Here is a 21,818-nt window from a genome sequence, read left to right as displayed (position 1 = left end):
GATTATCCTCTACGTTGCTTTTTTCTTTTCCCTTTCGCTTTTCTCTCTCGAAAAGGCATGGCTAAGGATGCAAATTCTTTCATCGCTCGTCGATAAACATCTCGCTTGAAAGAAACAACTTGCCTAACTGGATACCAGTAACTTACCCAGCGCCAACCATCAAATTCAGGGGATTTTCCGCGTTGCATATTAATGCGAGACTCATCGCATTCTAATCTCAGCAGAAACCATTTCTGTTTTTGGCCGATACAAACAGGCTTGGAGTCCCAACGCACCAATCGCTTTGGTAGCTTATATCTTAACCAATGACGACTTGTTGCAATGATCTTAACGTCTTTTTTCGTTAAACCGACTTCTTCGTATAACTCCCTGAACATGGCTTGTTCAGGGGTTTCACCTTCGTCAATCCCACCTTGTGGAAACTGCCATGAGTGTTGCCCGTATCGTTTAGCCCAGAAGACCTGACCATGGTTATTACATATCACAATACCAACATTAAGTCGGTAACCATCGCCATCTATCACTGGCTAACCTCTATGAATAAATTTTTTATTACCGTGATTTTTCCACATATCCCCATTACTAGCAAACTTACTGATGTGATATGAGCAAGATTTATTACCTTTTCAGCATTTTTGGATATCTTTTAATCAAACCATACCTTATCAACACAAGAGTGAGACATTGCCCACATTTATTCACCTTTTCTGTGAATAACTTTGTGAAGAATTCAATTCAAATGAGTAATTCAGTTCAATCCCATCAAATGAAAAACAAATGAATAAACAAAAAAACAAACATAAAGCATTGATAAAAAAGTATTTACTTTTAAAAATAACGATAATTCGATCTTCAATTTCTTGATGATCTTTTCACCAAACTCAGATCGGTCAAAGATCCACCAACAGGCTATTTATCCACACTTACCTGCTATTCGTTTAGATGATTACAACAAAATCAACCCCAAAAATGCATTTTAACCCCTGTTTATTCATACAGACCTCGTCAGGATCTTATCAATACCTCCTCCACCTGTGGATAAGTTATGAATTGATCGTTCTTACACCGCCTCGGTGAAATCTTAAACAGTAGATTTGGTCGGAGTTTGATAAACTATATTTTTTGTAATACCACCTTGTAACTATGAAACCAGAACCACAAACAGAAGCAGAGCTATTGGAACGAGCGCATGATATGGCAGGACTCAGTTTTGCTGAGTTGGCCGCCGAGGCGAATATGATTGTTCCTGAAAACTTAAAACGTGATAAAGGTTGGGTGGGTCAATTACTCGAATGGCACTTGGGCGCTCCAGCTGGCAGTAAACCTCAACAAGATTTCGCAAAACTAGGGATCGAGTTGAAAAGTATTCCGATCAGTTACTCTGGCAAACCTTTAGAAACAACCTTTGTTTCTGTGGCGCCCCTCACTGGTGTTCATGGTCTTACATGGGAAACAAGTCATGTTCGAAACAAGCTATCTCGTGTCCTTTGGGTACCCGTAGAAGGAGAACGAGAAATCCCACTCCCTGAAAGACGTGTGGGCAGTCCACTCATTTGGTCACCAGATGAAGAAGAAGAACGGATTTTGCGAAATGACTGGGAAGAGTTAATGGAGATGATCGTCTTGGGAAGATTTGATCAAATTTCCGCCAGACACGGAGAAGCGCTGCATCTTCGCCCTAAAGCCGCAAATGCAAAAGCGCTCACCGAAGCATATAACTCAAATGGTAAGCCGATGAAAACTCTGCCCCGAGGCTTTTACCTTAGAACACAGTTTACTGAACAGATCTTACTCAAGCACTACATTAACACTCAACCAGAATAAAACTATATCAGCTATTTAGTGCGTCACGAGCGATAACTCAATATCGCAGTATGAGGCTGCCTCTTCAGTGCCACATTCGTCATACGCATTGCGCAGCCTTAAATACGCTTTATCGACCCCTAGCCTCAATAGTTCTTCTTTTACTAAGTCTAGAGAGCCAAAATGTATCGGGTCTTCACCGTCTTTAATCGGCTCAAGTTGATGCTTGTACTCCACAGCTAAAAGATAGTCAGAGACATCAGAACACCCAATCACAAATACTTTGGGAGTTTTATAAGTATCTTTATGTGGACCATGTAGCCACATGTCCAATTGATGCTTCTGCATAACATACCTCCTTCACACGATCATTTAAGTGTAGTTAGGCTAACTGTAGCTTTCGAGTTTGCTCTTCCTTTATACGTAAATCATTTGCGATTGCGGCTACAAATCCCCTATATTGGAGTCACTTATTTAGTCGGTAACTCTTCAAGGACGTGATATGCAATACACAAAACTACCGCACTCATCACTTGAGATCAGTAAAATCTGCCTCGGCACTATGACGTTTGGCGAGCAAAACACAGAAAAGGACGCCTTTGAACAGCTCGACTTTGCCCTCGATCATGGGGTGAACTTCATCGATACCGCAGAGATGTACCCTGTACCGCCAAACTCGGAAACACAAGGGCTCACCGAGCAATACATCGGTAATTGGTTAGCAAAAAGCGGCAAAAGAGAGAAAGTAGTACTGGCAACAAAAGTGGCAGGCCCTCGCAATGTTCCTCACATCAGAGACAACATGAGCCTTAATCGTCGCCACATCCATACAGCAATTGATGACAGCCTTAATCGTCTACAAACCGATTATGTCGATTTGTACCAACTACATTGGCCGCAGCGTCAAACCAACTGCTTTGGTCAACTCAACTACCCATACCCTGACAAACAAGAAGAAGTCACGTTAATTGAAACGTTGGAAGCGCTTACTGAATTAGTGAATGCAGGTAAAGTGCGCTATATCGGCGTATCCAACGAGACGCCGTGGGGTGTGATGTCGCTATTGCGTTTGGCAGAAAAACACGATTTGCCAAGAATTGTCTCCATTCAAAACCCATATAACTTATTGAACCGCAGCTTCGAAGTTGGCTTGTCTGAAATCAGCCATTACGAAGGCGTTCAGTTACTTGCCTACTCTCCTTTGGCATTTGGCTGCCTGAGTGGTAAATACCTAAACGGGGCAAAACCTGAAGGCGCTCGATGCACTAAGTGGGAGCGTTTTGCGCGCTACTTCACTCCGCAAGGTGTTAAAGCGACCGAAGCTTACGTCAATTTAGCTCAAGAGCATGGTCTAAACCCTGCACAAATGGCGCTCGCGTTTGTCAATCAGCGTCCATTTGTTGCTTCTAACATTATCGGAGCAACAAACCTAGACCAATTAAAAGCCAATATCGACAGTATTGATTTGCAACTTAGCGACGAACTACTTACTGAAATTCAAGCAATAGGTACAACTTACTCGAATCCTTGCCCTTAACAGTACCACCTTCAAACGAAAACAGCTGATCTTCAAGATCAGCTGTTTATCCAATGAAGTCATACTTCATATAAAAAGTTAAGCGTGTTGAATGACTCGTTAGCAACTCAGTCAGCCCAACACGCTAACGATTACGTCATTATTCGCGACGTTAAGACTCGACGAAGGTGACGAACTCGACGTTCAACTTTTACTGCATCCGGAACATTGGCACGTGTAGAACGACCATCGCGATCTAAACCAATATCCCTCAATAGATGAACATTCGTCCATGGAATATCATGAGCAGTTCGGCGTATGGTACGCTGCCATTGCTTTTCTTCGCGTTTAAGGTCTGCTTTCAATAGCAAAGTGGCCAATTGTAAGTAAATAGAGTGACGCATAATATTTTCTCCGATTATCGATGTATTCGACTGGGAAAAATAGTGCGTAAAATGAACAGAAATATTCTGTTGATACTAAGCCGCTACTTTCCCGCAGCCTAGTAATAAATATGATAGGTTACGGATTAATTTTTATCTTGTGAGCCAGTGGTATTGGTATCATCCGATTTAAGGGTTATCGGAGCGATAGGCATACGATCAGCGCAAGCAGTGGTGTTAACAACGTAATGTTTCATCTTGCGCCTCCTAGCTAAAAATTAATCCGTTTATGAAAGGTATAACTCATTGAGTTACGGTTAAATTGTAAGCTTTGATGAATATATATCAAACATTTTTTGCCTTTTTGATTAAAAACAAATCAATACACCGCAATTTAGTTTCATATACTTTTATGTATAACATATTCACCTGAGGAATATATAAATTTGCGGATTTTATAAATCAAACCAAACAAAAATAAAAAGAGCGGCTCTGTGGCCACTCTCTTTTATTGTATTTATTCGCCTATTTAACACAGGGAAAGGCCAACTACATGGCTTGTTCGGAAATCAAGTTATGTTTATTAAGTAGTCGATACATGGTTGCACGCGAAACTCCGAGCTCTTTCGCCGCATTTGAAACTTGACCAGAATGAGATTCCAAAACAACCAGCAACGCATCACGTTCACTCTTCTCTCGGATTGATTTCAAGCTGCGCTTTGAGTCATTACGTTGAGGTAAATCTAAGTGATGATCTTCAATCATTACGCTGTCGGACATTAATACCGCTCGCTTCACTTGGTTCATCAGCTCACGCACATTTCCAGGCCAGAAATAACGTGTCAGTGCCTTGAATGCATCCTCAGAAAAGCTTTTTGCTTGCGAGTTGTACTCTTTTGAGAACTCTTGTAAGTAGAAACGAGCCAGCAATGCGATGTCACTCGCACGTTCTTTCAAGCTAGGGACATTGATGCGCAGAACGTTGATGTAATGGTAAAGCTCTTCATTGAAGTCACCGTCAATCAAAGCTTTTTCAACATCCGACGAGTTAGCAGCAAGAATACGCACGTTAACCGCTTTTACGCCATCTTTGGTATCAATGGTGCCTTCTTGCAAGAATCTCAGCAGATTCATTTGCTGCTCTTTTGAAATGGTAAGAATGTCATTAAACAACACGGTGCCACCATCTGCTTGTTCAAGCAGGCATGCTTCCATATCTTCATCGGCGTTAATACCAAATACTTCAGCTTGGAAACGTTGTTCATTGAGTGCGCGACAGTTAATTGCCATAAACGGTTTATGAGAGCGTGAAGAGACTTTATGGATGGCCCTAGCAACCGCCTCTTTACCAGTCCCACTTTCCCCAGAAATCAGAATGCTGACGTCCGTTGGACCAATGCGCTTCACTTGATCGCGTAAACGTTTCATCGGGATAGATTCACCGATCAAACCCATATCTAAACTGCTACCAAAACTAGGCCAAACTTTTTTCTCCAATTTAAGCATGCCAAGCTGGTGACCTATTGTGCTTAATAACTGTGCATCTGGGATCGGCGCTGTGAAAAAATCGATACAAAAGTTAACAATGAACTGGCATATGGTGTCAGTGCCAAGCTGAGATTCACGAATAAACGCTAACCAACGTACGTGTTTGTGAGAGCTGACTAAGTTCGCCAAACCATTCAAGCTGAACTCGTCATGGCTGAGATCAACAATACCGATACATGGACCAATATCTTCTAACAGCGTATTAGCTTTGCGTAAGTCACCTACTTGATGACACTTCCAGCCCACTTGCTCCAGTACCGATAACCAAGGCTCATAAGTACCGCCAACTACCACAAGCGATCCCGGGATGGAATCCATCTTAAACTGCCCAGCCATTCTCTAACCCTTTTTCATTGTTAATAGAAATTTTGTGCCACAAACTTATCTTTGCGAGCGGGTAACATTATCGAGACTCCGCCCCCTCACGTCTGTCTCAGTATTAAGACTATGCAATAGATTGAGATTTGGCGAATGTTTATTTGCATATCCCATTAAAAGGCAAGTGCAACAACTTGAATTACCTTAACTAAAAGGCAAAAAAAAACCACCCGAAGGTGGTTTTTTTACTCATCCTATCGAATTACGCTTGCGGGCGCATTGCAGGGAATAAGATCACGTCACGGATAGTGTGCGTGTTAGTCAGTAGCATAACCAAACGGTCGATACCGATACCTTGGCCTGCTGTTGGCGGTAGGCCGTGCTCTAGAGCAGTGATGTAGTCTGCATCGTAGAACATTGCTTCGTCGTCACCAGACTCTTTCGCTTCAACCTGTGCTTTAAAGCGTGCATCTTGGTCTTCAGCATCGTTAAGCTCTGAGAAACCGTTCGCTACTTCACGGCCACCGATAAAGAACTCAAAGCGGTCTGTAAAGAACGGGTTATCATCGCTACGACGAGCCAACGGAGAAATATCTGCTGGGTAACCAGTGATGAACGTAGGCTGCATTAGCTTAGGTTCTGCTGTTTCACCAAAGATCTCTTCAAGAAGCTGACCGCATGTCCAGAAAGGTTCTACTTCAACGTGAACAGATTTCGCGATAGAAACCATTAGATCACGGTTTTGTAGGTCTTCTTCTGTTAGCGCTTGGATTTGCGCGTGGTCTGGGTTGTAGTGCTTGATTGCTTCGAACATGCTCATACGAGTGTAAGTACCACCAAACTCAACCGTTTCATCACCGTAAGGCATTGACGTTGAACCTAGAACTTCTTGCGCCACTGAGCTTAGTAGTTCTTCAGTTAGGTCCATCAGATCTTTGTAGTCTGCGTACGCCATGTAGAATTCCATCATTGTGAATTCTGGGTTGTGGCGTGGAGAAAGGCCTTCGTTACGGAAGTTACGGTTGATTTCGAATACGCGATCAAAACCACCAACAACTAGACGCTTCAGGTATAGCTCTGGCGCGATACGTAGGTACATTGGCATGTCTAGTGCGTTGTGGTGCGTGATGAATGGACGCGCACTCGCACCGCCAGGGATAACGTGCATCATTGGCGTTTCAACTTCCATGAACTGCTTAGAGATCATGAAGTTGCGGATTGCAGACATTACTTTAGAACGTACTACGAACGCTTGACGAGAGTCTTCGTTAACGATCAGGTCAACGTAACGTTGGCGGTAACGCATCTCTTGGTCAGTTAGACCGTGGAACTTTTCTGGAAGTGGACGTAGTGCTTTGGTTAGCAACTCGTACTCTTCCATGTTCACGTATAGGTCACCCTTACCAGACTTATGAAGTGCACCTTTAACACCGATGATGTCACCGATATCTAGACCTTGGTATTTTTCTTTAAGTACTTTTTGAACCGCTTTGTCAGCATAAGCTTGGATACGGCCAGAAGTTTCTTGAATTACCAAGAATGGACCACGTTTAGCCATGATACGGCCAGCGATTGCTACTACGTGGTTAAGCTCTTCTAGCTCTTCCTTCGTCTTTTCACCGAACTCTTTCTGAAGGTCGCCCGCTAGTGCGTCACGACGGAAGTCGTTTGGATGGCCGTTCGCTTTGCAGCTCTTTCGGATTGCATCCAGTTTAGCGCGGCGTTCAGCAATCAGCTTATTTTCTTCTAGTACAGTTTCGTTTTGAACAGCATCAGTCATTTTCGATGTATCCTGTTTTTGTCGGTGAAAAGCTTTATAGACCTGATTTCAGGCTAGCTTCAATAAATTTGTCCAGATCGCCATCAAGAACCGCTTGAGTATTACGGTTTTCAATGCCCGTACGGAGGTCCTTAATACGTGAGTCATCCAATACGTAAGAACGGATCTGGCTACCCCAGCCAATGTCAGACTTAGCGTCTTCATTAGCTTGTTTTTCCGCATTTTGCTTTTGCAATTCAAGCTCAAATAGCTTCGCTCGAAGCTGTTTCATTGCCTGATCTTTGTTCTTATGTTGAGAACGGTCATTCTGACACTGAACCACTGTGTTCGTAGGTACGTGCGTAATACGTACCGCAGATTCTGTGGTGTTTACGTGCTGACCACCTGCGCCTGACGCACGGTAAACGTCAATACGTAGGTCGGAAGGATTAATGTCGATGTCGATGTTTTCATCAATCTCTGGATAGATGAACGCAGAAGCAAATGACGTATGGCGACGACCGCCTGAATCGAACGGAGATTTACGAACAAGACGATGGACGCCCGTTTCAGTGCGTAACCAACCGTACGCATACTCACCAGAGATGCGAACTGTTGCCGACTTAAGACCCGCGACTTCACCTTCAGAGACTTCAATCACTTCAGCTTTGAAGCCCTTCGCTTCTGCCCAACGTAGGTACATACGCAGCAGCATGTTAGTCCAGTCTTGTGCTTCTGTACCACCAGAACCTGCTTGCAAATCGATGTAACAATCAGAGCTATCGTGGTCGCCAGAGAACATACGACGGAATTCAAGCTTTTCTAGCTTCTCTTCCAACTCAGCAAGTTCTGGTTCAATTTCGTCAAATGTTTCTTGATCTTCTTCTTCTACAGCCAGCTCAAGAAGACCTTCTACATCTTCCACACCTTGCTCTAGTTGATCAATGGTTTCAACAACCGCTTCTAGTGATGCACGCTCTTTACCCAGTGCTTGCGCACGCTCAGGTTCGTTCCATACATCTGGTTGTTCAAGTTCTGCGTTGACTTCTTCTAGACGCTCTTTCTTCGCGTCATAGTCAAAGATACCCCCTCAGGACATTTGTGCGCTGAGACACGTCCTGCAGACGGTTTTTAATTGGATTGATTTCAAACATGTTTACTCAACATTTTAGAATAGAATTTAACCGAGAAATTCTACTGAAAAATGTGACCGAGATACAGGAAAATTTCGGATGAGAAATCAGATTGCGGTGAGAGAGAGCACGGTCATAAAATTTTACGCCCACTTAGGGGCAACCGTACTCTATAAGAAAGGTTAATCTAGGTATTACTTAGCTTCGATATGGTCGATCATCAATTGCAATGATTGATTACCACGAAATTCATTCACATCCAGCTTATACGCGAGACGTACTGTTTTAACCGATGCATCTGGCCATCGGCGTAGATCAACATTGAATGCAATGCCGTCGATCATCACATTGGTAGGGTGACCTTTATAAAGCGGCTCTAACATCAATTTAAGATGCTTCTCACCCACCAGCTTTTGATGCAGTACTTTAAACTCACCATCAAAGATTGGTTCAGGGAAGGCTTGTCCAAAAGGGCCACCCGATCGCAGCTGTTCAGCAACATGCATAGAGAACTCTTCCGGCTTAAGTTCACCATCTGACATGATCACGCCTTTTAGCGCCGCTTCATCGAGTTCCTTTTTTACCACTTCATCAAACAAACGACTGAAACGCTCAAAATCCTGCTCTTTAATCGTTAAGCCTGCTGCCATGGCGTGTCCACCAAACTTGATGATCAAACCCGGGTTTTGTGTGTCGATGAAATCCAACGCATCGCGCATGTGTAGCCCCGGAATAGAACGACACGAGCCTTTAATCGTCCCTTCTCCGCCATCAGCAAATGCAATGACTGGACGGTGAAACTTCTCTTTAATGCGCGAAGCCAAAATACCAATCACACCTTGGTGCCAATCACGCTGGAATAAGGCTAAGCCATAAGGAAGCTCATTGCCTTCACCAAACTGAAGGCGCTCACAGAAAGCCATCGCTTCTTGCTTCATGCCTTCTTCAATCTCTTTACGTGTTTGGTTCAAGCCATCCAATTCACTTGCCATGCGACGAGCAGCGTGGATGTTGTTACACATCAATAGTTCAACACCGAAAGACATGTCATCAAGACGACCTGCAGCGTTAATACGTGGACCTAAAGCAAAGCCAAAGTCAGACGCAACTAAACGACGCGCATCGCGCTTCGCGACCTCAATTAATGCTTGGATGCCGGGACGCGCTTTGCCAGCACGAATACGTTGCAAGCCTTGGTGTACAAGAATGCGGTTGTTTTCATCCAATGGAACGACGTCGGCGACGGTACCCAGTGCAACAAGGTCAATCAGTTCCATCAATTTGGGCTCTTGCATCCCCTGTTCTGCAAACCAATTGTGTTTTCGCATATGAACGCATAGTGCCATCATGAGATAAAACGCGACCCCTACACCCGCAAGCGCTTTAGATGGAAAGCTACAGCTCTCAAGGTTTGGGTTCACCATTGCATCCACATCAGGCAACACTTGTCCTGGCAAGTGGTGATCGGTAACAAGCACAGTAATGCCATTTTCTTTTGCGTAACGCACGCCTTCGATTGATGAGACGCCGTTATCCACCGTCATGATCATCTCAGCGCCAAGCTCTAAGGCTTGGTCAACGACTTCTGGGCTTAACCCATAACCGTCTTCAAAACGATTTGGCACTAGGTAATCCACATTGTGACTACCAAGCATACGCAGCGCGAGCACTGATAATGCTGAGCTTGTCGCGCCATCAGCGTCAAAATCACCGACAACGATGATGCGTTTTTGTTCTTTTATCGCCTGAAACAAAAGATCGACAGCTTGCTCAATCCCCCCGAGTTTTTGATATGAATGCAACCCACGGGCCGACGTTTCTAATTGTGAAAGATCCGTTATCCCACGGTTGATGTAGATACGTTTAAGAATCGGAGGAATGGAATCAGGAAGAAGGGAAAGATCAGGTTCAGGACGTCGTTGAATTTCTATCATGCTTAAAAGAGCCGACAACTTTGCCGGCTCTGCTCCTAATGGATTATAGTTGCTTTAAACGTTTCAATAGCTCTGCAGGTGGTAGGTAGCCACCAACCATTTCGCCATTCGGTAAGAAGATTGCTGGCGTACCAGAAATACCCAATTGGCGACCTAGATTGTAATGCGCCTGGATGGTTTCTTTACACTGTTTCAAGTCTTTCGCAGGGTTATCAAATGTACGATTCACTTTCGCGTTGTGCATTGCCGACGCCGGATCTTCAGCACACCAAATCGTTGCCATTTGCTCCGCTACAGGGCCAGTTGCACCTTGGCGAGGGTAAGCCATGTAACGCACTGTAATACCTAGATCATTATAGCCTTGCATTTGGCTATGCAGACGCACACAGTAACCACAGGTGATATCGGTGAATACGGTCACAACGTACTTTTCATCGTCGGCTTTGTATTCGATCATGCTATCGGAGAACTGCGCAATTTTCTCGGCGTTAAGCGGCGCTTGACGCTCTGCTATGACATCTTTGTAACTGCCATCATCATTAATGGCATAAAGCGTACCGGCGATAAAATGGCTACCATCATTTGAAGCAAACAGGATCCCGCCATTGGTTTGAATTTCCAATAAGCCAGCGACGTCTGATGGTTGAATATCAACGATAGATAAACCAAGCTTTGAGAACTTAGTTTTTAATGCTGCTTCATCAAAGCCGCTTTGTGCAGCTGGCGCCACTTGTTGCGCAGGAGTCTCCGTTTGAGCCTGACTTTCTTCTGCACCACAAGCGGTAACAAAAAATGGTAAAGTCAGCAGAGTTAGTCGGCGTAATACGCTCATGAAATTCACCTTAATGTAAAATCGTTTTTCCAAGAGGACATGGATGAATCTAACCATTGTTATGCTCTTGGGTGGTGTTGACTGTGGATCTGCTTCAATCGTTCAGTCGCCACGTGAGTATAAATTTGCGTGGTCGATAAGTCACTATGTCCTAAAAGCATCTGTACGACCCTGAGATCTGCGCCATAGTTCAATAAATGCGTGGCAAAGGCATGACGCAGTACGTGCGGCGACAGCTGATCAGTATCAATCCCTGCTATCAAAGCATAGTATTTAATACGGTGCCAAAACGTCTGACGAGTCATCTGTCTTGCGCGTTTACTAGGAAAAACAATATCAGATGATGTATCACCAAGTAACGCAGGGCGCCCTTGTTGAATGAACGTCTCGATCCAATCGACCGCGTTTTCCCCCATAGGAACCAGGCGTTCTTTACCACCTTTACCAGTCACGCGCACCACCCCTTGGCGCAAGCTAACATTTTCCATGGTCAAACTGACGAGCTCTGTCACACGCAACCCTGTCGCGTAGAGTAGCTCTAGCATCGCTTTATCGCGCAATTCTATAGGGTCATTCGGGTCTGGCGCTTCGAGCAACGCGTCCACTTGCTCTTCACTAATATCTTTGGGTAAACGTTGTGGCAGTTTAGGACTAACCAAAAGCGCACTCGGGTCATCAGCACGCACCTTCTCACGATGCAGGTATTGAAATAAACGGCGAATCGCCGACAACATACGCGCACGAGACGTCTGTTTGTAATCTAAATCTACAAGGTGGCTTTGATATTCTTGCAAGCCAGACAAACTGATAAAATCAAGACGGTATCGATGTTTTTCCATCCACACGAGCAGCTTCATTAAATCGTTTCGGTAGGAAGCCAACGTGTTCTCTGATAGGCCACGCTCCATCCACATCGCATCTAAGAATTGCTCAACAAGCGAAAAATCTTGTTGATTGACAGGCTGTTGTGCCGTCATGAATGCTTCCTTATCTGTTTATATTTACAGTATTTAGATTAAAGCACCTGCCAATCCAATACCATAAAAAATCATCCCACATAGGATATTCGCTGCAATCTTCCTCAATTTATGGTTAGAATCTTCCACAACAGCAACACAAATAACGACGAATATAATGAAAATCGGACTCTTTTACGGCTCAACGACCTGCTACACCGAAATGGCAGCAGAGAAAATTCGTACCCTTATTGGTGAAGACCTTGTCGACATTCACAATGTGAAAGAGACACCGTTATCACTAATGGCGGACTACGACTTATTACTCCTTGGCATCTCAACTTGGGATTTTGGTGAAATTCAAGAAGATTGGAACGCGATTTGGCAAGACATCGCGACCACGCCACTGAAAGGCAAAGTTGTAGCGCTGTTTGGTCTGGGTGACCAAGAAGGTTACGGAGAGTGGTATTTAGATGCGATGGGCTTACTTCACGATGAATTGCAAGCCACAGGCGCAACCTTTATCGGTTACTGGTCAAATGAAGGCTACGAATTTGAAGCATCGAAAGCACTGATCGAAGATGGCAGCAAGTTTGTTGGACTTGCGTTAGATGAAGACTCACAGTACGAACTGAGTGATGAACGCATCGAAAAATGGTGTGAACAAGTTCTTGTGGAATTCCACGACACGCTTTAATAGCGCAAACACGTAATCATTAAAAAGTAAAAAGCCCGATGAAGTAATTCATCGGGCTTTTTATTATCTTGATAACGCGAAGTGATTACGCGGTTTCTTGTGCTAGTTCTGGGCGAGGTTTCGCGATGAAGAACATGCACACGATAGCCGCAAATGTTGGAAGCACCCAACCCATGCCGACTTCGAATAGTGGCAACATGTTAAACGCAGAAACATCAATACCCGATACTTTTGCCGCATCAACCAACGCAAACAACAGAGATACAAGCAGTACCGCGCGGTAAGCAAAACGTGGATTTGGCAGTTTGCTGCGCACAAATGTTAGTGCAACCAACGCAATCGCCACAGGGTACAGCGCAAACAATACTGGCACTGACAGAGAAATCAGCTGTGCAAGACCAACGTTTGCAACCAATGCACAAACAGAACCATTAATCAGTACCCATTGCTTGTATGACAGTGGTGTTTTCGAGCTGAAGAAATCTGAACACGCAGAAATCAAGCCAATCGCGGTTGTCAGACACGCTAGCAATACGATGACAGACAGAACGATTTGACCGTATGGACCAAACAACGCTTGAACGTATTGGCTAAGCACTAGGCCACCATTATCAGCACCAGCAGCAACCGTTGCACTCGTCGCACCTAAGTAAAATAGTGAGATGTAAACAAACGCAAGACCAGCAGCAGCAATACAACCTGCATAGATCAGATATTTAGTAGTTGCAGAGCGCTCAGTAATGCCTTTACCGCGCAGTGCATCAACCATCAGCATGCCAAACATCAATGACGCGAACGTATCCATTGTGTTGTAGCCTTCTAAGAAGCCTTTGGTCAGAGGCTGCGTTAGGTATTCACCGTGCGCGCCAATCATATCGCCCTGAGGATCAAGGAAGACAGCGACAGCAAGAATGATCAAACCAACGAACAATGCTGGTGTCAGTACTTTACCGATAAGATCGATCAAACGGCCTTGGAACCATGAGAACATCATCGCTGCGATAAAGAAGATCACTGAGAACGCTGTCAGATGCGTTTGTGACGCCTCAAGGAAGAAAGGTTTCACCGCCATCTCGTAAGCCACTAGGCCAGTACGAGGCGCTGCAAACGCAGGACCAATGATGATGAAAATCAGTGCAGCCATAAGAACTGCCGCTTTTTTCGGAAGATCTTGCGTCAAGTGATCCCAAGAACCACCAGCAACAGCAATAGCAACGATAGTAATAAGAGGTAGACCTACCGCTGTTAGCAAGAAACCAAACATAGCTGGCATTAAGTTTTCACCCGCTAACTGACCCGCTAGAGGTGGAAAGATAATATTGCCCGCACCTAAAAAGAACGCAAATAGCATAAAGCCTACTGCGATAATATCTGTTAGTTTTAACGTCTGCTTCACAGATAACCCTTGTCTTTTAATTAATGAATGTTGTGTATGCTTAGACCACTTTTTGTATACCTAAAGTCAATAAGTACACGTGGTTCAATCTATAAAATTTTCGCCGCATAATGACGAAAGACTCATCATTTGGCAACCTTTAAGAAAAAAACACCATATTAATTTAGTTTTCAAACTTAAAAGCAGTGGATATAACCAGATCCAAATAACAGACCAGTTCTTTATCTCGATCAATTAACAATACAATTTAATAACCAACAAAACAACAATCTATACAATTAATAAACAATAGAGCAATCCACTTAATTATTGAGCAAATATAAAACAATCATGAAGAACAAAACACTGAAAACTAAAGGCTTCAATTTTAAGCAATTTTGTATTGAGGGCGGCGAGAGTGGTATGCCAGTCAGCACAGATGGGGTAATGCTTGGTGCTTGGATTCAAAGCCCTAACGACGCTAAAATTCTCGATATTGGGACTGGCACTGGCCTGCTTGCCCTGATGTGTGCTCAACGCTTTACGGAAGCTCAAATAACCGCGGTCGATATCGAATTAACAGCCGTTGCTGCCGCGCAAAAAAATATGGCCCAGTCTCCTTGGTCAGATCGTGTAAGTGTGCATCACACCGACATACTGCACTTTACGCCGACACATCCATTCCAACGCATCATTTGTAACCCGCCCTACTTCAACAGCGGCGAGCAATCGAAACACAGTCAACGTGCAACCGCGAGGCACACAGATACGCTAGGCCATAACGTATTGCTGCAGCGTTGCTATCATTTGCTTGATGACGAAGGGAGGGCTAGTTTTGTGTTGCCAATCACCGAAGGCGAGCAGTTCATTGAGCTAGCATTAAACCAAGGTTGGTATCTATCGCGGATCTGTCGTGTGCAACCATCAGAAAAGAAACCAGTACACCGACTGTTATTTGAACTATCAAAACGACCTTGCGATTCGCAAACGTCACATTTAATTATCCGTTCAAATGACGGCTATAGTGATGATTTCATCCAGTTAACTCGCGAGTTTTATCTTAAGATGTGAAATAACATGTGATCCTTATCACCAATCACTTTATAATGTGCGACCTTTTTGTATTCTATGCTGTTGTGGCGAACCATTAACCAAGCTTTGCTTGTGGAGAACTCATTGTGATCAGAACCTTTGCTGAACTTGATCTAGACCAAAACCTACTTGAAGCCATTGAAGAGATGGGTTACGAACGCCCAACAAAAATTCAGGCAGAAGCGATTCCACAAGCGTTGGACGGTCGTGACATTCTAGCGTCAGCGCCAACAGGAACTGGTAAAACGGCCGCCTTCGTCCTGCCAGCATTGCAATACTTGCAAGACTTCCCTCGTCGTAAGCCTGGACCTGCGCGTATTTTGATCCTAACGCCTACTCGCGAACTGGCGATGCAAATTGCCGATCAAGCACGTGCTTTGGCAAAAAATACCAAACTCAACATTTTCACCATCACTGGTGGTGTTCAGTACCAAGAGCACGCCGACATCCTTGCAACAACGCAAGACATTGTGGTTGCGACACCTGGCCGTTTAAAAGAATACATTGATGCAGAACGTTTTGATTGTCGTGCAATCGAATGGTTAATCCTTGATGAAGCAGACCGTATGCTAGATATGGGTTTTGCTCCTACTGTCGATCGCCTATCTAACGAATGTCGCTGGCGTAAGCAAACCCTTCTGTTTTCAGCAACGTTAGAAGGGAAAGGCGTAGAAGGCTTTACCGCTGATCTGTTGAATGACCCTGCAGAGATCGACGCAAAATCACCGCTGCGTGAGCGTAAGAAAATTGCTCAGTGGTACCACCGTGCTGATGATGCAGAACACAAACTGGAATTACTAAAACACATTATTACTCAGCAAGCTGAGCGCACTATCGTCTTTTTAAAGACTCGTGAGCGTTTGGCTGAGCTACGAGCGCAGCTTGAAAGCGCACAGATTCCATGTTCTTGGATTCAAGGTGAAATGCCGCAAGATCGTCGTAACAATGCGATTTCTCGCTTCCGCGATGGAACTGTGAATGTGCTGCTCGCGACGGACGTTGCTGCGCGTGGTATCGATCTTCCGGATGTATCACACGTTATCAACTACGACATGCCGCGCACGGCTGATGTTTACCTTCACCGTATCGGCCGTACGGCTCGCGCAGGTAAGAAAGGTAACGCTATCTCAATCGTAGAAGCACACGACCAACCAATGATGGATCGCGTTGCACGTTACGTGAAAGAAGACATCAAAGAGCGTTTCGTGAAAGAGATGCGTCCTAAACACAAAAAGCCTGTGTTTAAGAAGAAAAAGAAAAAAGACGACAAGAAAAAAGTAGCGAAAAAGAAAACCGCTAAGAAGAAGTAATCTTGTTGGGGCCAAGTAGCTCAAGCTAGAAAATAACAAAGGGTTGGCAATGCCAACCCTTTTTCGTTTGTGCTGATAGAGATTAACGTCGATTACGTCTCAATCAGCTTTATTTTTGCTCTTCGCGTTTAAATACTAACTCTGTTGGCGTCGATTCATCTTCCACAAAGTAGTAACCCGCCGTATCAAACTTAGTCAGGTCTGCCACGCTCTCAACACGGTTTTCAATGATGTAACGCGCCATCATACCGCGCGCTTTCTTCGCGTAAAAACTGATGACCTTGTATTGACCATTCTTACAATCTTTGAATACTGGCGTGATCACTTGCGCATCTAAATTCTTTGGCTTAACCGCTTTAAAGTATTCATTTGATGCAAGGTTGATAAGAACATTATCACCTTGAGCAGAAATCGCTTCGTTAAGCTTGTCCGTAATTACATTGCCCCAAAACTGGTACAAGTTCGTACCCTTGTCGTTTGCAAGCTTGGTACCCATTTCAAGACGGTATGGCTGCATCAAATCAAGTGGTTTTAGTAAACCATAAAGACCCGATAGCATACGCAGATGATCTTGAGCATATTCGAAGTCCGCTTCAGATAAACTTTCGGCGTCTAGCCCGGTGTAAACGTCACCTTTAAATGCAAGAATGGCTTGTCGTGAGTTTTCCGTGGTAAACGTTTCACTCCACTCTTGGAATCGGCCCACATTTAAATCGGCAATCTTGTCGCTCACTTTCATTAAAGAGGCAACATCAGCAGGAGTCAGTTTGCGGCAAACATCGATAAGCTCTTTTGAGTATTCGACCAACTCAGGTTGAGTAAATTTTTCTGTCGCTAACGGAGACTCGTAATCAAGAGTCTTCGCTGGAGAAACTACGATAAGCATGACTTTCCCTTCTCTAATTTTGTTTTTAATAGGGTACAAAAAAAGCCATGCATTGTCTGCATGGCTTTTTACATCGTACTAATAGCTTTCAACTATGAGTGATAGCTCACTTAGTCTTTTTTATCGTTGTACCAAATGCCTTCTTCAAGCTGAGATTTCAGCTCTGGGAAGTCATTCGCATCAAATGTTGGCACTTTGCCTTCACCAAGCTGGCGGTTGTAATCTTTTGCCAGTTTAATCACGATGCCAGATAGCAAGATGATCGCCACCAAGTTAACTATCGCCATCAGACCCATAGAGACGTCAGCAAGCGACCATACGACTGGTAACGAAGCTAGTGCACCAAACATCACCATACCAAGAACAATAACGCGGAAAATGCTTAAGCCCGCTTTATGATTGTGCTCTAGGAAGATTAAGTTCGTTTCAGCGTACGAGTAGTTTGCAATGATTGAAGTAAACGCAAAGAAGAAGATTGCCACAGCAACAAAGATGCCGCCCCAATCGCCAACTTGTGAGCTCAATGCTCGCTGAGTTAGCTCGATACCAGTCACTTCTGTTGCTTGACCGACATACTCACCAGACATCAGGATGATAGCCACTGTTGCAGAACAGATAACGATCGTATCCATGAACACGCCTAGCATCTGTACGTAACCTTGAGACGCTGGGTGTGGTGGGTAAGGTGTTGCTGAAGCTGCCGCGTTAGGTGCAGAACCCATACCTGCTTCATTCGAGAATAGACCGCGCTTAATACCGTTAATCATTGCCTGTGCAATTGCGTAGCCAAGACCACCTGCTGCTGCTTCTTGCAGACCAAATGCACTCTTAAAGATAAGCATCAATACATCAGGTAATTTCTCTAGGTTAGAGAACATGATGAACAGCGCTAGGGCTAGATAAAGTAGTGCCATGATCGGAACGATCATCTCAGCAACTCTTGCGATACGCTTGATGCCACCGAAAATAACAATTGCAGACAGTAAAACAACGGCAATACCGACATACAGGTTATTCCAACCAAATGCGTTGCTCATTGCATTGGCAATTGAGTTAGCTTGTACGGCGTTGAATACCAAACCAAAAGCGATGATTAGGAAAACTGAGAACAACACGCCCATCCAACGCATGCCCAGGCCTTTTTCCATGTAGTAGGCAGGGCCACCACGGTAGTTGCCATCATCATCTTTGGTTTTGTATAGCTGCGCCAGTGTGCTCTCGGCAAACGATGTTGCCATACCAAGCATTGCAATCAGCCACATCCAGAAGATCGCACCAGGACCACCCGCAGTCAATGCAACTGCAACGCCCGCCATGTTACCTGTACCAACACGTGCAGCAAGACTAGTACAAAGCGCTTGGAAAGAGGAAATACCAGCTTTGTCTGCTTTACGACTGTTCTTAAGAACAGAGAACATGTGGCCGAAATGGCGGAACTGAATGAACCCTAATCGAACGGTGAAGTAAATACCAACACCAACAAGAAGATAAACCAGAATCGAGCCCCAGAGGAGATCGTTCATCAAATTGATTAAGTCTGTCATGTGTACCTCAAAGTGAGTTGCGCCAGTCTATGCGTCCTAGCCATCCACCAAATTGCCTGCTAAGTGTCAAAGTGTGCTTAGCTTTTTAAGTAATGTTTATGGGCAATCTAGAATCGTAAACGTCGCTTCATGCATCCATTTTACGTACCAGCGTATTTTTTGACGGGCGGATAATGCAACCTAGGAGCGCAAAAATCAATATGCAACGATAATAATAACATTGTTATTTTTCACTATAAAGTCACCAAAAAATAACATAAATAGAAGACTTAACACTCAAACTGCGCAACATTTCAATTACCAAACACCAACATAAATAATTATTCTTCATTAAATGGAATGGCAAACCGTATAAACAAGAACAAGCTAGTATTCACAAGGTGTTACATAAATTTACGCTAGTGGCTTACCATCTAATTGAACACTATTTCATCAAACTGATTTTATGCAACTTTAACCTTTGCGCAGAGCACCCATTCATCAAATCGAATTAACATAGAAAATCTCTCTATTTAATCGTTTTCTTGAGATCGTTTGTGCATTTTTTATCCACATCGTTGCAATAAAAAGTGTGATTTTGAGAATATTTTTGCACGAAAATGTCATGCTACCGACACAAATGCGAAATATATCATGGTTATTCTCACGGCTATTGTGGTACTTAAAAAACTCCACAAGGACTGGTTACAACAGTTTAGCTTAAGAAAGGTAAAGGTGGCTTATGGAAGGCTTTCAACTAGATGACATTTTTAATCTGGATACTACCTCAACAACCAAATCTCGTGCCAAACCAGTAAAGCGAAAGTGGCGTGAAATAGAAGAGATGAACGACAGACGCAATTTGCTTAAAGAGCTGCGCGAACTTGATGTCTGTACCGATTATAACTTGGAAGACATTAAACTCTAATTCAAACAAAAGGCACCTTACAGGTGCCTTTTGTTTTTTGTTTACAGTGACCGTAAACACCGTGAGTTTATGTACCAAGGTTTAAGTATGAATACCATTATTACTCAATGAGAATCTTCCGTACTTTTTGCCGAGAAATATGCACACTAAATTTTCGGTTGATTCCCAATAAATAAGAAATGTATCTCACAAACCCGAGAGACGGCTTTCGCTCGCTCAGGTTTCATCACTCAGGCTTAAACATACTCAGTATCACTTTGACGAACACGTTCGGCCAACTGCTTATAACGATCAGCAATCGTGTCACCAAACACAGGATCATCCTCACTGACGCTCCATAAGCTCTCGACATGCTGCCAATCTTCTGTGGTAAATAACTCTTCAATGAGAGGCAAAATTTTTCGCTCTTCTAGCTCCAAGTGGTGCCTTTGCGATTCTATGAAATCTTCTAGGTGAGCGACAAACATGTCTTGTGGCACAACAGCATCCTGAAGGATCATCTCTATCACGGATGAAAACTCTCTGGTTTTACTCGCTAACTCTAGATGTTCTTTCTCTAAATTTTCCATGGTTTGTTGCTTACCATAGTGTTCAAGAAAGTGGTGATAGAGGATATCTTCTTTCGGGTGGTGTACTTTCTCCGAATGATTAGAGAGGTAATCAACAATCTCGCTTACTAACGCATAGTTGATTACACGTTCTTTTTTTATCTCATTAAGCTTATGGCGCAGTATCGCCAACAGACGAACCATATAACCATGTTCGCGTCGAATTCTTTCGATCATCATAGCGTCTCTCCTTAACACCTACTTTTAGTAAGTGTACATGAGAAATTTACTATCAGCCTCGAGCGTGCTCAAAAAAACAGCGATCATACCATCCATGATCGCTGTCTCTTCATTTATACCGTTAATGGCAAATGCCAGTTAATTGGTGCTTTTTCTTGTGATGTAAGCAACTGGTTTGCTTGAGAGAAATGCTTACAACCGAAAAAGCCTCGATGTGCAGAAAGTGGCGATGGGTGTGGGGCAGCTAACACATGGTGCTTATTGCGATCGATAAAACGACCTTTCTTCTGTGCATGTGAACCCCACAGCAAGAACACTACACCTTCTTGATGCTGATTAATGGCTTCAATCACTCGATCAGTAAACGTTTCCCAACCTGTCTTTGAATGTGAATGCGCTTTACCTTGCTCCACCGTTAATACCGTATTGAGTAACAATACGCCTTGTTCAGCCCAGCTTTGCAAAAAACCATGCTGAGGGATTTGGAAACCTTCAATATCTTGCGCCAGCTCTTTATACATATTAACCAGTGACGGTGGCGTTTTAATGCCAGGAAGTACAGAGAAACACAGGCCATGCGCCTGATTTGGGCCGTGGTATGGGTCTTGTCCTAGAATCACGACCTTAACGTCTTTGAACTCGGTAAAACGAAACGCGTTAAAGACATCTTTTGCGGGAGGAAAAATAGCTTTGCCTGCGGCGCGTTCGGCTTCAACAAAATTCAAGGTGTCTACAAAGTAGCTCTGCTTTTTCTCTTCGCCGATCACATCGTGCCAAGTGGGTGACTGATTCATGGAAAGTTCCTGTCCTAAATTTTGCTTCTATTCTAACGAGCGAAACTCAAACAAACAAAAACTTACCACGAACTTGAGACAAGTAATAAAAGACTAATGCTTCTGTGGCGTTCGAAAATGCCCCTGTCCGGTAATGTGACGATTAGGCATCGGTAAGCGAAGCACGCGACGAGTGAAAGCATAAGGAGTAAAAGAGAGTGGTCGAGACATGTTGGCATCCTTCTTTGCTAATTCAGAGATTGA

At 43.9% G+C, this 21,818-nt stretch carries 20 protein-coding genes; 6 read left to right on the top strand and 14 right to left on the bottom strand.

Features of this window, described 5'->3' with window-relative positions:
* Positions 1–2: 2 nt before the first annotated feature.
* Entirely contained in the window at positions 3–524 is a 522-nt protein-coding gene (gene rppH, locus R7Q41_RS10985) for an RNA pyrophosphohydrolase (protein WP_005381953.1), read from the bottom strand.
* 619 nt (positions 525–1,143) lie between these two features.
* Here rppH and mutH point away from each other — a divergent pair.
* Entirely contained in the window at positions 1,144–1,824 is a 681-nt protein-coding gene (gene mutH / locus R7Q41_RS10980; RefSeq protein WP_005381770.1) for a DNA mismatch repair endonuclease MutH, read from the top strand.
* 15 nt (positions 1,825–1,839) lie between these two features.
* Here mutH and R7Q41_RS10975 read toward each other — a convergent pair whose 3' ends face one another.
* Positions 1,840–2,151 (bottom strand): DUF6482 family protein, encoded by a 312-nt coding sequence (locus tag R7Q41_RS10975; protein ID WP_005381772.1) that lies wholly within the window; start codon positions 2,149–2,151, stop codon positions 1,840–1,842.
* Positions 2,152–2,305: 154 nt separating this feature from the next.
* Here R7Q41_RS10975 and R7Q41_RS10970 point away from each other — a divergent pair, with 154 nt between their 5' ends.
* Complete coding sequence (locus R7Q41_RS10970; RefSeq protein WP_005381774.1) at positions 2,306–3,340, top strand: NADP(H)-dependent aldo-keto reductase; 1,035 nt, start codon at positions 2,306–2,308, stop codon at positions 3,338–3,340.
* Positions 3,341–3,471: 131 nt separating this feature from the next.
* On the opposite strand, the gene R7Q41_RS10965 is transcribed toward R7Q41_RS10970, so the two are convergent.
* From R7Q41_RS10965 to xerD, 7 genes are all read right to left on the bottom strand, one after another.
* Positions 3,472–3,723 carry a hypothetical protein gene (locus tag R7Q41_RS10965; protein ID WP_005381776.1) on the bottom strand — a complete coding sequence of 84 codons (252 nt, stop codon included), beginning with the start codon at positions 3,721–3,723 and terminating at the stop codon, positions 3,472–3,474.
* Positions 3,724–4,251: 528 nt separating this feature from the next.
* Positions 4,252–5,586 carry a cyclic-di-GMP-binding transcriptional regulator VpsR gene (gene vpsR / locus R7Q41_RS10960; RefSeq protein ID WP_005385970.1) on the bottom strand — a complete coding sequence of 445 codons (1,335 nt, stop codon included), beginning with the start codon at positions 5,584–5,586 and terminating at the stop codon, positions 4,252–4,254.
* Positions 5,587–5,830: 244 nt separating this feature from the next.
* Positions 5,831–7,348: a lysine--tRNA ligase gene (gene lysS, locus R7Q41_RS10955; RefSeq protein WP_005382861.1), complete on the bottom strand. Its 1,518-nt coding sequence runs from the start codon at positions 7,346–7,348 to the stop codon at positions 5,831–5,833.
* A 34-nt stretch (positions 7,349–7,382) separates the two neighbouring features.
* Positions 7,383–8,481 (bottom strand): peptide chain release factor 2 gene (gene prfB, locus R7Q41_RS10950; RefSeq protein ID WP_100068604.1). Its coding sequence is split into 2 segments (ribosomal slippage): positions 7,383–8,405 and positions 8,407–8,481, totalling 1,098 coding nucleotides; the frame shifts between segments, so codons are not numbered across the junction.
* A 173-nt stretch (positions 8,482–8,654) separates the two neighbouring features.
* Positions 8,655–10,394 carry a single-stranded-DNA-specific exonuclease RecJ gene (gene recJ / locus R7Q41_RS10945; protein ID WP_017821504.1) on the bottom strand — a complete coding sequence of 580 codons (1,740 nt, stop codon included), beginning with the start codon at positions 10,392–10,394 and terminating at the stop codon, positions 8,655–8,657.
* A 43-nt stretch (positions 10,395–10,437) separates the two neighbouring features.
* The gene (gene dsbC, locus R7Q41_RS10940; RefSeq protein WP_005381786.1) at positions 10,438–11,226 is read right to left on the bottom strand and encodes a bifunctional protein-disulfide isomerase/oxidoreductase DsbC; all 789 of its coding nucleotides are present in this window, start codon (positions 11,224–11,226) and stop codon (positions 10,438–10,440) included.
* A gap of 59 nt (positions 11,227–11,285) precedes the next feature.
* Positions 11,286–12,203 (bottom strand): site-specific tyrosine recombinase XerD, encoded by a 918-nt coding sequence (xerD, locus tag R7Q41_RS10935; RefSeq protein ID WP_005381788.1) that lies wholly within the window; start codon positions 12,201–12,203, stop codon positions 11,286–11,288.
* A gap of 157 nt (positions 12,204–12,360) precedes the next feature.
* Here xerD and fldB point away from each other — a divergent pair, with 157 nt between their 5' ends.
* Positions 12,361–12,879 carry a flavodoxin FldB gene (gene fldB / locus R7Q41_RS10930; RefSeq protein ID WP_318144493.1) on the top strand — a complete coding sequence of 173 codons (519 nt, stop codon included), beginning with the start codon at positions 12,361–12,363 and terminating at the stop codon, positions 12,877–12,879.
* 85 nt (positions 12,880–12,964) lie between these two features.
* Here fldB and brnQ read toward each other — a convergent pair whose 3' ends face one another.
* Positions 12,965–14,275 carry a branched-chain amino acid transport system II carrier protein gene (brnQ, locus tag R7Q41_RS10925; protein WP_005381792.1) on the bottom strand — a complete coding sequence of 437 codons (1,311 nt, stop codon included), beginning with the start codon at positions 14,273–14,275 and terminating at the stop codon, positions 12,965–12,967.
* Positions 14,276–14,605: 330 nt separating this feature from the next.
* Between brnQ and R7Q41_RS10920 the strand changes: the two genes are divergently transcribed.
* Together R7Q41_RS10920 and srmB are read left to right on the top strand one after the other, a co-directional pair.
* Positions 14,606–15,325 (top strand): tRNA1(Val) (adenine(37)-N6)-methyltransferase, encoded by a 720-nt coding sequence (locus tag R7Q41_RS10920; RefSeq protein WP_213886490.1) that lies wholly within the window; start codon positions 14,606–14,608, stop codon positions 15,323–15,325.
* Positions 15,326–15,432: 107 nt separating this feature from the next.
* Positions 15,433–16,656, top strand: a complete 1,224-nt coding sequence (gene srmB, locus R7Q41_RS10915; RefSeq protein WP_005381797.1) for an ATP-dependent RNA helicase SrmB — start codon at positions 15,433–15,435, stop codon at positions 16,654–16,656.
* 109 nt (positions 16,657–16,765) lie between these two features.
* Here the strand turns inward: srmB and yaaA are convergent, their stop codons facing one another.
* Complete coding sequence (gene yaaA, locus R7Q41_RS10910) at positions 16,766–17,542, bottom strand: peroxide stress protein YaaA (protein ID WP_005382848.1); 777 nt, start codon at positions 17,540–17,542, stop codon at positions 16,766–16,768.
* Positions 17,543–17,652: 110 nt separating this feature from the next.
* Positions 17,653–19,086 (bottom strand): alanine/glycine:cation symporter family protein, encoded by a 1,434-nt coding sequence (locus tag R7Q41_RS10905; RefSeq protein ID WP_005381800.1) that lies wholly within the window; start codon positions 19,084–19,086, stop codon positions 17,653–17,655.
* Positions 19,087–19,807: 721 nt separating this feature from the next.
* Between R7Q41_RS10905 and R7Q41_RS10900 the strand changes: the two genes are divergently transcribed.
* Positions 19,808–19,993 carry a DUF3545 family protein gene (locus R7Q41_RS10900; protein WP_005381805.1) on the top strand — a complete coding sequence of 62 codons (186 nt, stop codon included), beginning with the start codon at positions 19,808–19,810 and terminating at the stop codon, positions 19,991–19,993.
* A 236-nt stretch (positions 19,994–20,229) separates the two neighbouring features.
* Here the strand turns inward: R7Q41_RS10900 and R7Q41_RS10895 are convergent, their stop codons facing one another.
* A complete protein-coding gene (locus R7Q41_RS10895) occupies positions 20,230–20,781 on the bottom strand; it encodes a hemerythrin domain-containing protein (protein WP_005381807.1) in 552 nt (183 codons plus the stop codon).
* A 113-nt stretch (positions 20,782–20,894) separates the two neighbouring features.
* Positions 20,895–21,575: a uracil-DNA glycosylase gene (ung, locus tag R7Q41_RS10890; protein ID WP_005382846.1), complete on the bottom strand. Its 681-nt coding sequence runs from the start codon at positions 21,573–21,575 to the stop codon at positions 20,895–20,897.
* Positions 21,576–21,818: the final 243 nt, after the last annotated feature.

The sequence above is a fragment of the Vibrio sp. 2096 genome, assembly GCF_033339595.1.
Classification (GTDB): Bacteria; Pseudomonadota; Gammaproteobacteria; order Enterobacterales; family Vibrionaceae; genus Vibrio; species Vibrio alginolyticus.
Note: the sequence above shows the minus strand (reverse complement) of the source record. Positions and strands in the feature narration are given on the sequence as shown.